This window comes from Cryobacterium breve (genome assembly GCF_027594785.1).
Lineage (GTDB): Bacteria > Actinomycetota > Actinomycetes > Actinomycetales > Microbacteriaceae > Cryobacterium > Cryobacterium breve_A.
On record NZ_CP075584.1, the window covers coordinates 1,650,644 to 1,664,878 of the forward strand.

The following is a 14,235-nucleotide window of genomic DNA, read 5'->3' on the forward strand; positions in this document are numbered from 1 at the left end:
CCGCGACCCCGGCGTTGGTGGGTTTAGACGGCCGTGGACGACGCGGAGTCGGGCACGGTCGCGTCGGGGACCTCGTCGTCGCCGCGACCGGGGGTCTTGAGGTTCCACTTGCGGATCACAAAGCGGAACAGGAAGTAGTAGATGCCGGCGTACGCCAGTCCGATCGGAATGAGCAGAAGCGGCTTCTCGGCCAGTCCGAAGTTGAGGACGTAGTCGAAGGTGCCGGCGCTGAAGGTGAAGCCGTCCCGGATCCCGAGCGCATTCACGAGAGCCAGCGAGGACCCGGTGAGTACTGCGTGGATGAGGTACAGCGGGAAGGCGACGAACATGAAGGAGAACTCGAGGGGCTCCGTGACTCCGGTGAGGAGTGCCGTCAGGGCGCCGGAGAGCATGATGCCGCCGACGATCTTCTTCTGCGACGGCTTGGCCTCGTGCCAGATGGCGAGGGCGCCTGCCGGCAGCGCGAACATCATGATCGGGAAGAACCCGGTCATGAACGAACCGGCGGTGGGGTCACCGGCGAAGAACCGGGCGATGTCGCCGTGGGCTCCGTTGTAGTCGCCGATCACGAACCACATCACCGAGTTGAGGATGTGGTGCAGGCCGACCGGGATCAGCAGACGGTTGGTCGTGCCGTAGAGGAAGCCGCCCCAGATGTTGTTCGAGGAGACGAACTCGCCGAATGCGGAGAGACCGGTCGCGAATGCCGGGTAGACGAACGCGAGGAGGACGCCGAGCACGAGTGCCGTTCCGGCGGTGATGATCGGCACAAAGCGCCTGCCGCCGAAGAAGGCGAGATAGCTCGGCAACGAGATCCGATGGAACCGCTGCCAGAGCAGGGCGGAGGTGATACCGATCAGGATGCCGCCGAGGACACTGTAATTGACGAGGACTTGCTTGCCGCCCTCTGCGGGAAGGCCCAGGACGAGGGGCGACATCGCCTCTCCGACCTTGGAGAAGACCAGGTAACCGACGACCGCGGCGAGCGCGGTCGAGCCGTCGGACTTCTTCGCGAAGCCGATCGCGACGCCGACCGCGAAGAGGAGCGGCAGCGCGTCGAAGAGGGCGCCGCCTGCCGAGGCGATCACGGCCGCTCCGGTCTCGAAGCCCGGGATGCGCCCGAGCAGGTCCGGCTGGCCGAGCCGGAGCAAGAGGCCGGCCGCCGGCAATGCCGCGATCGGCAGCATGAGGCTGCGACCGACTCGTTGAAGTTGCGCGAGGCCGGGGAACGGCCGTTTCGTCCCGGCGTCTACGGTGATGCTGGACATGGATCTCCTCCTGGTGGTGCGTTGGTTGGGTTGGATGGTCTGGATGGTGGGTGGATGGGCTGTACGTCAGGCTGGTCTGTGGGTCAGGGTTGGTGCTGCAGGTTGAGCGTCATGTGGATCTGGTACCGGTCGCCCCGGTACCACGACGTGACGTGTTCGAGGTAAGCGGACCCGGCGGACGAGGTCCGACGGAAGACCATGACGGGGGCGTTGGCGGCGATGCCGAGGGTGGCGGCGAGCAGGGCATCGGCGCCCTCTGCCCAGACCGCCTGTTCGGCGTTGTCGATCCGGAGGCCGTACTCGGTCGCGAACGTCGCGTAGAGGGACCGGGTCAGGTCCTTGGCGTCGAGATCCGGGAGCAGGTCCGCCGGATAGTAGCCGCGCTCGAGCGCCATCGGCACGCCATCGGCGAGGCGCAGCCGTTCGATCTCGAGCACCAGCGAGCCTGCTTTGAGGCCGAGGGCCGCCCGCACGGCGAGGGGCGCCTCGATCAGCCGGGACGAGCGCACGATCGTCGCGGGGACGAGTCCGCGCCGACGCATGTCCTCGGTGAAAGACGCGAGGTGCAGGTCACTTTGCACGCGTTCGCCGGCCACGAAGGTGCCCTTGCCCTGCACGCGGTAGAGGACGCCCTCCTCGACGAGCTGCCGGATCGCCTCGCGCACCGTCGAGCGGCTGACGCCGTAGCGCGTCATGAGCTTTCGCTCCGGCGGGATCGCGGCGTGGGGAGCGAGGCTGGTCTCGACGAGTTCCTCGAGGATCGAGCGCAACTGGGCGTGCTTGGAGACCGGTCCTGATTCCAGGACCGGGACCTCATCGATGTCGGTCATCTCGCTGCGTCCTCCGGATGGTTGGGGTGTAGATACCAGCATAGGACCACTTTCGCTTTCTGGTCCGTACTGGTACGATCCAATAGTTCGATGATGAAGCCGCGGCACCCTGCTTGTCAAGACCCCCAGCCGCTCGGGTTCTCTGAGAACACCCGAAACCGAATCAGACAGGGCGCAGACTTGGCTCACGGCAGGAACGCTTCACGCGTATCCCGGCCCGTGCGACCGGTTCCCGGCCCACCATCACTGGAGGTAACACCATGAGCAGCAAAGCGGAGCAAATCCTCGCCGGCCTCGGCGGATCAGGCAACCTCGTCGAGATCGAGGCGTGCATCACCCGACTGCGCACCGAGGTGAAGGACCCGGCCCTCGTGAACGAGCCGGCGCTCAAGGCGGCGGGCGCCCACGGCGTGTTCCGGTCCGGCACCATCGTCCAGGTCGTCGTCGGGCCAGAGGCCGACAACCTCGCCGAAGACATCGAAGACCTCCTGTGAGCCGTGGGGCCCCCGTCGTCCTCGTGACGCCCGTCGTCGTCCTTGCGCCCGTCCCCGGCCGCGCCGTCGACCTCGGCGAGGTCCCCGACCCCACGTTCGCTCAGGCGATCGTGGGCCCCGGCGCCGCGATCGACCCGCCGCGCGGCATGATCGACGCGATCGCGCCGATCAGCGGCAAGCTGCTCAAGGTCTTCCCGCACGCCTACGTGATCCTCTCCCCCGACGGGATCGGGGTCCTGGTCCACCTCGGCATCGACACGGTCGAGCTCCGCGGCGAGGGCTTCACGCTGCGGGCGAAGCAGGGCGACCAGGTTGCGGCCGGCGACGTGATCGTGACATGGGACTCCGCGGCCGTCGTGGCCGGCGGACGCAATCCCATCGTGCCGGTCATCATCCTCGAGCGCACAGCGGAGAACATCGCCCTCGCTGACGCCGTCACAGCCGGCGCCGACCTTGCCACCGGCGACCTCTTCCTCACCGTCACCTCCTGACGGGCTGGTCCCTGACAAGCTGGTCCCTGACAAGCTGGTTCGCGAGAGCGGAGAAATGGCCCCTTCGCGCGCTGCGAAGGGGCCATTTTCGTACTCTCGCGGAACAGCATCCGCTCTCATACCGGCGGATGCCGCTACACGAGTGATTCCCGCCAGGCCGCGTGCAGCTGGGCGAACCGTCCGGTGCCGTCGATCAGGTCGTCGGGGGCGCCGTCCTCGACGATGATCCCGTGCTCCATCACGAGCACCCGGTCGGCGATGGCGACCGTGGACAGCCGGTGCGCGATGATGACGGCCGTGCGGTCGGCGAGCAGGGTCTGCAGCGCCTGCTGCACGAGCCGCTCGCTCGGGATGTCGAGCGAGGACGTCGCCTCGTCGAGGATCAGCACCGCAGGGTTCGCGAGGAAGGCCCGCGCGAACGAGATCAGCTGGCGCTGCCCGGCCGACACCCGGCCACCGCGCTTGTTCACGTCGGTGTCGTAGCCGCCGGGGAGGTTCTCGATGAATTCGTGCGCACCGACGGCCTTCGCCGCCGCGACGATCTCGGCGGGGGACGCATCCGGTTTGCCGATCGCAATGTTGTCGGCGACGGACCCGCTGAACAGGTACGCCTCCTGGGTGACCATCACGATGGCGCGGCGGAGGTCTTTCGGGTGCAGCCGGCGCAGGTCGACGCCGTCGAGCGACACCTGGCCGTCGGTGGGATCGTAGAACCGCGCCATCAGCTTGGCGAGCGTCGACTTGCCCGCCCCGGTCGAACCGACGAGGGCGATGGTCTGCCCGGCGGGAATCGCGAGGTCGAAGGTCGGCAGCACGACCCGGTCGGACTGGTACTCGAAGCGCACCCCGGTGAAGGTGAGGGCGCCGCGCGCCTCCCACAGGTCGACGGGAGCAGTCGGATCCGGCACGCCCGGGAGTTCTTCGAGCACTCCGGAGATCTTCTCGAGCGCCGCAGCGGCGGACTGGTAGGAGTTGTAGAACATCGCCATCTCCTCCATCGGGTCGAAGAACCGCCGGGTGTAGAGCAGGGCCGCGAGCAGCGCGCCGATCGCGAGCTGCCCGTCGACGACGCGGAATCCACCGAGGAGGAGCACTACGGCGACGGCGACGTTGCCGATCAGGATGAGGCCGGGGTCGAAGATCCCGAACAGCTGGATCACCCGGCCGTTCACCTTCCGGTAGTCCTCGACGAGGCCGCCGAAGACCTCCTCATTGCGTTTCTCCGCCCGGAACGCCTTGACGGCGCGGATGCCGGTCATGGTCTCGACGAACTTCACGATGAGGCTCGCCGATGCGGTCCGGGACCGACGGAACAGCGTTTGCGAGCGCACCTGGAACCAGCGGGTGAGGGCGAACAGCGGGACCAGGGAGCCCAGCAGCACGAGGCCGCTGATGCCATCGAGGGTCACGAGCGCGATCGCCGTGAATGCCATGTACAACAGGCCCTGCACGAGCTGGTTGATACCGGAGTCGAGCAACTCGCGGATCGCGTCGAGGTCGCTCGTCTGCCGGGAGATGATCCGCCCGGAGGTGTACGACTCGTGGAACTCGAGGCTGAGCCGCTGGGTCTGCAGGAAGACCCGCTTGCGGAGGTCGATCAGCACGGCCTGGCTGATCCTCGCCGACATCATGGTGTACCAGGCGATCAGGATCGCGCCGATCACTCCGGTGATGAGGTAGACCCCGCCGGTCGCCGCGAGCGGGAGCCAGTCCTGGGCGAGCAGGGCGGGCAGCCCCCGGTCGATCCCGTACGCGATGAGGGCGGGACCGGCGACCTGCGCCGCGGTGGAGAGCACCACGATGAGCATCGCCGCGGTGACCCGCCAGCGCACCGGGCGCAGCAGGGAGCCGAGCAGGCGCAGCGAGCGCGCCCGGATCTGCTTGCTCTCGGCCGTGGTGAAGTTGTTGCGTTCTTCGCCTTCGACTCCGATGACGCTCATCGTGCGGCCTCCTCTCGTGCGTTCTGCCTGGTGGCGTCTCGACGTTCTTCGTCTTCCAGGCTCGAGATCACGAACCGGTAGTGCTCGTTGGTGCGCAGGAGCTCGGAGTGGCGGCCGACCGCGGTGATCCGGCCGTCCTCGAGCAGGGCGACCCGGTCGGCGAGCGTGACCGTCGAGGGCCGGTGCGCGACGATGAGTGCCGTGGTGGAGGCGAGCACCTCGCGGAGCGCGGCCTCGACGAGGGACTCGGTGTCCACGTCGAGGGCCGAAAGCGGGTCGTCGAGGACGAGCACAGCCGGCTTCGCCGCGACCGCGCGGGCGAGCGCGATCCGCTGGCGCTGGCCGCCGGAGAGGCTCATGCCCTCTTCGCCGACGAGGGTGTCGACGCCGTCGGGCAAATCACGCACGAACCCGGCCTGCGCGACCTGCAGGGCCTCCTCGAGCGCGGCATCCGCTGCCGCCGACCGCTCGGCGAACTCGGGCCGGCCGAGCAGCACGTTGTCGCGCACGGATGCCGAGAACAACGTCGCGTCCTCGAACGCCATCGCGAGGTGGCCGCGCAGGTCCTCGCGACCGAACGCGCGCACGTCGACGCCGTCGAGCGTGACCTTGCCCTGGGTGACGTCGTAGAGGCGGGTGGTGAGGGCGGTGAGGGTGGACTTGCCCGACCCGGTCAGGCCGACGAGGGCCATGGTCTCCCCCGGTTGCAGAACGAGGTTGACGCCGTCGAGCAGGTCGGGGAACCGCGCGGGCGAGTCCGGGTAGCGGAAGTGCACGTCCTCGAAAGCGAGCCTGCCGGGGGGGGCGGCGAGCGTGACCGGCCGGTCGGGGTCGGTGATGCTGTTCGGGGCATCCAGCACGTCGAAGTAGCGGTCGGTCGCGGTCCGGGCGTCGAAGGTCATCGAGAGCAGGAACCCGATCGATTCGACCGGCCAGCGGAGCACCGTCGCCGTCGCGAAGAACGCGACGAGGCCGCCGACGCTGAGCTCGCCCTGCGCGGCGAGCCAGACTCCGGCGACGAGGCAGAGCGCGAACGCGACATCGGGCACCATCAGGAGCCAGAGCCAGATGCCCGCGATCGCGCGCGCCTTCTCGATCTCGGTGCCGCGAAGGTCTTCGGCCTGCTGGGAGAAGTTCTTGAGCGCGAAGCCGCCGCGCCCGAAGGCCTTGAGCACGCGGATGCCGTGGACGGACTCCTCGACGGCGGTCGCGAGGTCGCCGGCCTGGTCCCTGGCTGCGCCGGGCCACGACGGAGTACTTCTCCTCGAACAGGTACCCGACGATCCAGAGCGGCACCGAGCAGACGATGAAGACGACGCCGAGGATCCAGTTCATCGACACGAGCACCGCGGCGCCGATCACGATCGTGACGATATTGACGACCAGGAGGACCAGGCCGAAGGAGATCCAGCGCCGGATCAGGTTCAGGTCGCTCACCGCGCGGGAGAGCAGCTGCCCGCTCGGCCAGCGGTCGTGGAAGGAGACCGGCAGGTCCTGGAGGCGCGCGTACAGGGCGTTGCGCATGCTCGCCTCGACGTGGGTGCCCGGGACCAGCACGAACCAGCGGCGGAGCGCGATCAGGATCGCCTCGAGCACGCCGAGGCCGAGGATCACGAGCACGGCCGGCCAGATCCCGGAGGGGTCCTGCCGGGACAGCGCGCCGTCGACGAGGCCCTGCAGCACCTGCGGGATCGCGAGGGCGACGACGGCCGCCAGGAGGGCCGCGACCATGCCGAGGACGAGCCGGGGCAGCGCGGGACGCACATAGGGGAACAGGCGCAGGAGGGTGCGCAGCGTGCTCGCCCGCTTCCGGGGCTGCTCACCGGCAGGTGCGGCCAGGGCCGCAGCCGTGGTCGTGGTCGTCGAATCGGTCGCGGGGTTCGGAGTCTGGTCCATAGGAGTGAGTGGTGTGGTTTCGAGAGGAGGGGGGTGGGTGTGATCTGGGTCACGAGTGGAGCCTGTTCGGATACCTGGTGCTGAGCGAGGCCCCGGGGCTGCAGGGGCGTCGAGGAGTCGAAGAAGTCGCGTCGGGTCGCGTTCGACAGCGGGCGGGAAGCTGGGCGCTTCCGTACGGGCGCGACGGCGGGATGCCGGTCGCGGGCTGCGGGTTACGGGCGGGGTGCGGGAGGAGGGAGCCGGCGCACGGTGCGGATCGAGTGGCTAGGCCGCGCTCTCGCGGACGGCAGAGCCAGCGCCAGTGGTCGCATCCATCGCGAGCTGTGGCTGTGCTGTCTGTGTCATGTCGGCCTCCTGAGCGCGTCGAATCCTCGTTGTGCTCCCCGGGTCAGGCAGCCTTCCAGAGTACGGCCACACCCCGTCTGGACGCAAGCACCCGTTTGAGGTGCGGGTTCCGGGTCAGCGGATGCGCACGCTCAGGCAGGTGACGCAGCCCTCGAGTTTCTCGAATTCTGAGATGTCGACGGTGACGACGCGGTAGCCTCGCGCGGCGAACAGGGCGGCGGAGAGCGGGGCCGCGCTCGACATCAGCACGGCGTCCGGCCCGAGCACGACGACGGCCGTGCCGTATTCCTCCGGGACCGGAAGGAAGGGTTCGAACACCGTGGAATCGTCGACGAGGGGCGGATAGCCGATCACGGTGCCGTCGGGCAGTGCCGTGACGGCGGACTTGAGGTGCAGCACCTTGCTGATCGGGACCGCGACGACGGTGTAGCCGAGCGGGGACACGATGTCGCGGAGCCTGGTCGATGCCCGCGTCGTTCGTGCGGAGGCTCCGGCCGACGTACACGGTCCGGCCGATCTTGAGCACGTCGCCGCCGTCGAGGGTGCCGGGAAGTGCGAGGTGGTGCACCGGGATGCCCAGGTCGCGGACGGCATCCGCTGCCCCACCGGTCTCGTCACGGCGGGTCGGCGCGCCAGGGCTCGTGACGACGGCGATGTCGCCGAACGAGATCACGGCGTCCTCGATGAAGACGGAGTCCGGCAACAGCGGGGCGGGTTCGACCTCGACGGTGTTCCAGCCCTCCGCGGCGAGCGCTGCGACGTAACCGGCCCACTGCGTGCGGGCGAGCGCGAGATCGACGGGGACACGCTCGATGTGCGTGAGCTGGCCTTCGGCGAGGTTGTCCGCGGGGCGGCGGACCAGGGCGATCCGGCGGGCGGCGGGGTCGAGTGCGGGGATGTCCATCCCGACAGTGTATGGGTCAGAACGGAGTCAGCAGGGTGGGTCAGGGGGTCGGCCGACCTCGCGCCCCCGCGCCGGCCGGGTCAGAATTTCTGGTCGTTGACTTCCTGGATCGGCATCGAGCGGGTGAATTCCTCGCCGCGGTGCACGGCCTCGGAGTCGCCGGAGAACAGGCCGGGCGCCTCGGTGACCGGGCGCTGTGCCCCCGCCGGCCTGGGAGCCGCGGCCCCGGACGGGCGGGCTGGCTGACGCACCTCGACGCGACCGAGCGGGAGGGCGTCCGGGTTCTCGGCGACGAGCCACTCGACCAGGTTCTCCCGCACGATGCAGCGCAGGTCCCAGAGCATCGCGGCATCCCCGGCCGAGACCAGCACCCGGATGCGGACGAAGCCGCCGACGGCATCCGTCACCTGGAGCACGGCGACCCGCCGGTCCCAGAGCTCGGTCTGCGCGACGATCCGGTTGAGCTCCTCGCGCATCGCCCCGGTGCTGACCCGCCAGTCGACGTCGAACTCGACGGAGCCGAGCAGTTCGCTCGTGCGACGGGTCCAGTTCTGGAACGGGGTCGTCGTGAAGTACGTGGACGGGAGCACCATCCGCCGGTCGTCCCAGATGTGCACGACGATGTAGGTGAGGGTGATCTCCTCGATCCTGCCCCATTCGTTCTCGACGATGACGACGTCGTCGACGCGTAGGGCGTTGCTGAAGGAGAGCTGCATCCCGGCGAAGACGTTGGCAAGGCTCGACTGGGCGGCGAGGCCCGCGACGACGCTCAGGAGTCCCGCGGAGGCGAAGAGGCTCGCCCCGACCGCCGCGGCACCGGGGATGCTCAGGAGCACCGTGCCGATCGCGCAGACGATGACCACGACGACGCTGATCCGGCGGAGCATGCGCAGCTGGGTGCGGACCCGCCGGGCCACCCGGTTGTCCCGCACGTCGATGCGGTACCGGGCGGCGATGACCTCCTCGAAGAAGTACAGCAGTGCCGCGAGGAGCCAGGTCGCCGCAGCGATGAACAGGGCGCGCATGATGAAGTCGACGGCGAGGGTCAGGCTCCGGTGTCGTGACCAGGTACACGGACGTGGCGATCCAGAGGGCTCCGACCAGGATCACGATCCGGAACGGACGCCGGCACAGGCGGATGAACGTGCGCGCCCAGGCCCGCTTGCGCGCGGCCATCCGGAAGACGAACGCGGCGATCGCGGTGATCACAAAGGCGCTGATCACCGCGACGACGAACGCGATCAGGAAGGTGGGTTCAATGAAACCATCGAGCAACGGCACGGGTGTCCCTCCGCCCGGAACCCCGATTGGCGACCCGGACCCTTCCATCGTGCCAGATCCCGCTGGCAGGAGCCTCCGCGGATCAGTGGAAGAAGTGGCGCTCCCCGGTGAAGTACATCGCGACGCCCGCCTCCGTGGCCGCGGCGATGACCTCGGGGTCGCGCACCGAGCCGCCCGGCTGCACGACCGCGGTGACGCCGGCCTCGAGCAGCACCTGCAGACCGTCGGCGAACGGGAAGAACGCGTCGGAGGCTGCCACGGAGCCTGCGGCCCTGTCCCCGGCCCGCAGCACGGCGAGGTGGCACGAGTCGACCCGGTTGACCTGGCCCATTCCCACGCCCACGGATGCCCCGGAGCGGGCGAGCAGGATCGCGTTCGACTTCACGGACCGGCACGCCTTCCACGCGAACTCGAGGTCTGCGCGAGTGGCCGCGTCGACCTCCTCGCCGGCTGCCAGGGTCCAGGTGGAGGAGTCGAAGTCCTCGAAGGAGTCGGTTTCCTGCACGAGCAGCCCGCCGGAGATCTGGCGCAGGCTCGAGCGAGGATCGGTGGTAGTTCTCCGGAAGCTCGAGCAGGCGGATGTTCTTCTTCTGGCTGAGCAGTTCGAACGCGGCCGGCTCGAAGCCGGGTGCGACGAGCACCTCGGTGAAGATCTGGCTGACGGTCTCGGCCATGCCGAGGGTCACGATGCGGTTGGCCGCGATGACCCCGCCGAAGGCGGAGACCGGGTCGCAGTCGTGAGCGCGCTTGTGGGCGGAGGCGATCGCATCCGGTGCCTTGGGGTTGGCCACGGCGATGCCGCACGGGTTGGCGTGCTTGATGATGGCGACGGCCGGTTCGGCGAAGTCGAAGGCGGCGCGCACGGCGGCGTCGGCGTCGACGTAGTTGTTGTACGACATCTCCTTGCCGTGGCGCTGCACCGCCTGGGCGATGCCTTCTCCGCCTTCGCCGAGGTAGAGCGCGGCGGCCTGGTGCGAGTTCTCGCCGTAGCGCAGCACGCTGCCTCGGGTGGCCTCGATCGCGAGGGTGCCGGGGAAGGGGCCTTCGTCGTCGAATGCGGTGCCGATCACGGCGTCGAACTCGTCGAGGATGGCCTCGTCGAGGGCCTCGGTGTCGTCCTGCCACTGGTCGTAGACGTTCTCGGTGAACCACGCGGAGACGCTCAGGTCGTAGCCGGCCGTGTGCTCGAAGGCGAGCGAGGCGAGCTTGCGGCGCAGGCTCGAGCGTCGTGCCCCCTGCCGCAACGGCGGTGACGATCTCGCCGTAGTTCTCCGGGTCGACCACGATCGCGACGTTCGGGTGGTTCTTCGCCGCTGCGCGCACGAGTGCGGGCCCGCCGATGTCGATCTGCTCGATGACCTCAGCGGCAGGAGCACCGGAGTTCACGGTCTCGACGAAGGGGTACAGGTTCACCACGACGAGTTCGAAGGGCGCGATGCCGAGCTCGGTGAGCTGGGCCTCGTGGGCGGCGAGCCGCAGGTCGGCAAGGATACCGGCGTGCACTCCGGGGTGCAGGGTCTTGACCCGGCCGTCGAGGGACTCAGGGAAGCCCGTGACGGCGGCGACATCGGTCACGGCGAAGCCGGCGGCACGGATGCTCGCAGCGGTCGACCCCGTCGACACGATTTCGACGCCGGTCGCCACGAGGGCGGCCGCAAGCTCGACCAGGCCGGTCTTGTCGCTCACCGAGATGAGCGCCCGCCGCACCGGGACGACATCGCGTTCGCGGTAAAGGCTCTGGTCGTTGCTGTGCCCGCTCATATCTGGGAGTGCTCCTTGAGGTTCGTGTTTCCGTTGGCGATGTCGAGAACGGCCTGCACGAGCAGGCGTCGTTCGACGATCTTGATCCTGGCGTGCAGGGAGTCCTCGGTGTCATCCGGAAGCACCGGAACCCGCTCCTGCGCGACGATGGGGCCGTCGTCGACACCGGTGTCGACGACGATGAGGCTGGCGCCGGTCTCGGGAACACCGGCGGCGAGCGCGTCGCGCACCCCGTGGGCTCCCGGGAACTCGGGCAGGTAGGCCGGATGCGTGTTGAGCAGGTGCGGGGACAGTGCGGCGACGACCCGGGCGGGCAGGAGGCGCATGAAGCCGCTCAGCACGACGAGGTCGGGCGACCACTGTTGGATCACAGCGAGCAGTTCGTCGCCCCACTCCTCGCGAGACGAGAAAGAGCTGTACGGAACCGTGAAGGTGGACACGCCGAACTCTTCACCGAGGTCGAGGCCGTCCGCATCCCGGTCCGCGCCGATCGCGACGATGCGCGCCGGGTACTCGGCGTCCTGGCACGCTTCCAGGAGGGAACGGAGGTTGGATCCCCCGCCGGAAATCAATACGACCAATGACAGCACTGGTCGAGCCTATCGTTTGCCGGTCCTCGCCGGTGAGGCCGGGGCGGGAGCCGTGGCACCGGAGGTGGCACCGCGCCGCCGGATCGGGGGCGTCAGCATGCCGAGCACTGCGGCGACGCCGACCTCGAGCGCGGCGAAAGCGCCGACCAGCATCGGGTTCGGTCCGACGTCGACGAGCCGGCCAGGGCCGAGTGCCCCGCCGGACCACCAGGCCAGCAAACCGAGGATAGTGCCGGCGACGATGCCGGCGAGGACTCCGGTCAGGGCGAGCCGTCCGCGATCGGCGCCGGGCCCACCCGCCCGGTACTGGCGCTGCCGGGTCGCGACGGCCGTGAGATAGCCGAAGAGGACGGGCACGAGGAGCCCGAGAAAACCGAAGGCGAGACTGCCCTGCGGGAGCACCCCGAGCAGCGGCAGGCCGGGCAGCGGGCCGAGCACGGTGCCGACCGGGGACACGCTCGACCCGAGGCCGACGGCGACGCCGGGCCCGACGAACCAGGCCGCCGCCCAGATCACGAGGTTGGGGATCAGGGCGAGCTGGGCGATGGTCAGCGTGATGCCACCCATCACACCGGCCTGCACGGTCTCGTAGAGGCCGATGACGGTCGCGAAGTTGCCGAGGATCAGCACGAAGACGGCGAGGGCCGCGATCCCGATCGTCCCGGTCGCGGCACCGAAGCCCGCGCGGAGGGCGCCGGTCAGGATCGAGCGCCAGTCGGCGGGCACCTCGGGCAACCGCGGCAGGGCCGGAAGCGCGGGGAAAGCGGGAAGGGCGCGCAGCCAGGCCGGGCGGGGCCTGGCTGAAGCGGCTGCGCCGGCTCCGGTCGCGGCCGGGCGGCCGGTGGCTCCACGGCCCGGCGCCGGGTGCGCCGACGCTCCCGCGAGGTGCGGTGCCTGGCCGGCGACCGGATGCTCTGGTGACTCGGTCCGGTGGCGGGCGCCGATGAACACCCCGGCGGCGAACACGGCCGTGGGCAGGAGCACGCCCTGCGGGACCGACGGGTGCAGAGCATCCGTGCCGACGGTGAGGGTGAGCAGGGTCGCGAGCAGCCCGTAGACGGGGATCGCGGTCAGCACGCCGGTCCAGCGGTGCGGCGAGTCCGCCGCGCGGCGCCCGGTGTGCCTGCCGAGGAACAGGGCGAGCAGGGCGAAGCCGAGGAGCGCGATGGTGAGCGAGAACGGGGCCTCCGCGCCGGGCAGGCCGAGAGCGGCGACGACGGTGGGATCCAGCTGGACGGCGAGGTCCACGCCGTTGCCGAGCAGCCAGACGGAGACCGAGGCGCGCCAGAAGACGAGCCAGTCGACCGCGAGGCCATACTGGGTGGCCCAGAGAATGGTCAGGGGCACGAGGGAGACGCCGACTCCGATGGCTACGACAATGAGCGCCTCGAGTGCGGCGAGCAGGGCTGTCGTTAAGCGGTTCATCCGGTGGGAGCCTACCTCGCCCGCCTGACCGCTCCGCGCGCCCCCGCCGAAGCAGGCGAAAAAAAGGGGGCCCGCCGTGGTGGCGGGCCCCTCTGTCGTACGGATGCCGGACTACAGTGCGGCGAGGACCTCGCGCAGCAGGGTCGCGGTCTCGCTCGGCGTCTTGCCGACCTTGACCCCGGCGGCCTCGAGGGCCTCCTTCTTGCCCTGGGCGGTTCCGGCGCCGTCGGAGACGATCGCCCCGGCGTGGCCCATGGTCTTGCCCTCCGGAGCGGTGAAGCCCGCGACGTAGCCGACGACGGGCTTGGTGACGTGCGCCCGGATGTAGTCGGCCGCCTTCTCCTCGGCGTCGCCGCCGATCTCGCCGATCATCACGATCGCGAGGGTCTCCGGGTCGTTCTCGAAGGCCTCGAGGGCGTCGATGTGGGTCGTTCCGATGATCGGGTCGCCGCCGATGCCGATCGCGGTCGAGAAGCCGAGGTCGCGCAGTTCGTACATCATCTGGTAGGTCAGGGTGCCCGACTTGGAGACGAGGCCGACCGGGCCCTTACCGGTGATGTTCGCCGGCGTGATGCCGACGAGCGCCTCACCCGGCGTGATGATGCCGGGGCAGTTCGGCCCGATGATGCGGGTCTTGTTGCCCTTCGCCTTGGCGTATGCCCAGAACTCGGCGGAGTCCTGCACCGGGACGCCCTCCGTGATGATGACGAGCAGCGGGATCTCGGCGTCGATGGCCTCGATCACGGCGTCCTTGGTGAAGGCCGGCGGGACGAAGGCGATCGAGACATCCGCCCCGGTCTTCTCGATGGCCTCGGCGACCGAGCCGAAGACGGGGAGTTCGACGTCGCCGTGCACGACGGTGGTGCCGGCCTTGCGGGCGTTGACGCCGCCGACGACCTGGGTGCCCGCCTTCAGCATGAGGGCGGTGTGCTTGGTGCCCTCACCGCCGGTGATGCCCTGGACGATGACCTTGGAGTCCTTGTTGAGGAAGATAGACATGTTCGAAAATC

At 69.4% G+C, this 14,235-nt stretch carries 10 protein-coding genes and 2 pseudogenes; 2 read left to right on the plus strand and 10 right to left on the minus strand.

All coding sequences use genetic code 11. The features are described 5' to 3' along the window. Positions 1-23 precede the first annotated feature (23 nt). Together KIV56_RS08105 and KIV56_RS08110 are read right to left on the minus strand one after the other, a co-directional pair. Positions 24-1,268 (minus strand): PTS transporter subunit EIIC, encoded by a 1,245-nt coding sequence (locus KIV56_RS08105; RefSeq protein ID WP_281535844.1) that lies wholly within the window; start codon positions 1,266-1,268, stop codon positions 24-26. Positions 1,269-1,351: 83 nt separating this feature from the next. After that, positions 1,352-2,098: a GntR family transcriptional regulator gene (locus tag KIV56_RS08110; RefSeq protein WP_281535845.1), complete on the minus strand. Its 747-nt coding sequence runs from the start codon at positions 2,096-2,098 to the stop codon at positions 1,352-1,354. A 260-nt stretch (positions 2,099-2,358) separates the two neighbouring features. On the opposite strand from KIV56_RS08110, the gene KIV56_RS08115 reads away from it, so the two are divergent. Further along, a complete protein-coding gene (locus tag KIV56_RS08115) occupies positions 2,359-2,592 on the plus strand; it encodes a PTS glucose/sucrose transporter subunit IIB (protein WP_281535846.1) in 234 nt (77 codons plus the stop codon). After that, positions 2,589-3,083, plus strand: coding sequence for a PTS sugar transporter subunit IIA (locus KIV56_RS08120; RefSeq protein ID WP_281535847.1), 495 nt, complete (start codon positions 2,589-2,591; stop codon positions 3,081-3,083). Before KIV56_RS08115 ends, KIV56_RS08120 begins: the two co-directional genes overlap by 4 nt. A gap of 134 nt (positions 3,084-3,217) precedes the next feature. Here KIV56_RS08120 and KIV56_RS08125 read toward each other — a convergent pair whose 3' ends face one another. The 8 genes and pseudogenes from KIV56_RS08125 to sucD all read right to left on the minus strand — a co-directional run bounded on the left by KIV56_RS08125 (position 3,218) and on the right by sucD (position 14,224). Then, positions 3,218-5,023 (minus strand): ABC transporter ATP-binding protein, encoded by a 1,806-nt coding sequence (locus KIV56_RS08125; RefSeq protein ID WP_281535848.1) that lies wholly within the window; start codon positions 5,021-5,023, stop codon positions 3,218-3,220. Beyond that, positions 5,020-6,919 (minus strand): annotated as a pseudogene (locus tag KIV56_RS08130) (ABC transporter ATP-binding protein). Before KIV56_RS08130 ends, KIV56_RS08125 begins: the two are co-directional and overlap by 4 nt. 388 nt (positions 6,920-7,307) lie before the next feature. Then, a complete protein-coding gene (locus KIV56_RS08135; protein ID WP_348648512.1) occupies positions 7,308-8,168 on the minus strand; it encodes a hypothetical protein in 861 nt (286 codons plus the stop codon). Positions 8,169-8,248: 80 nt separating this feature from the next. Then, complete coding sequence (locus tag KIV56_RS08140) at positions 8,249-9,193, minus strand: mechanosensitive ion channel family protein (protein ID WP_281535849.1); 945 nt, start codon at positions 9,191-9,193, stop codon at positions 8,249-8,251. A gap of 338 nt (positions 9,194-9,531) precedes the next feature. Continuing rightward, a pseudogene (gene purH, locus KIV56_RS08145) lies at positions 9,532-11,210 on the minus strand (bifunctional phosphoribosylaminoimidazolecarboxamide formyltransferase/IMP cyclohydrolase). Next, on the minus strand, positions 11,207-11,800 hold the full coding sequence (gene purN, locus KIV56_RS08150; RefSeq protein WP_281535850.1) for a phosphoribosylglycinamide formyltransferase: 594 nt from the start codon (positions 11,798-11,800) through the stop codon (positions 11,207-11,209). Before purN ends, purH begins: the two are co-directional and overlap by 4 nt. A gap of 9 nt (positions 11,801-11,809) precedes the next feature. Then, positions 11,810-13,225, minus strand: a complete 1,416-nt coding sequence (locus tag KIV56_RS08155; protein WP_281535851.1) for a cell division protein PerM — start codon at positions 13,223-13,225, stop codon at positions 11,810-11,812. A gap of 111 nt (positions 13,226-13,336) precedes the next feature. Beyond that, positions 13,337-14,224: a succinate--CoA ligase subunit alpha gene (gene sucD / locus KIV56_RS08160; protein WP_134449963.1), complete on the minus strand. Its 888-nt coding sequence runs from the start codon at positions 14,222-14,224 to the stop codon at positions 13,337-13,339. Positions 14,225-14,235: the final 11 nt, after the last annotated feature.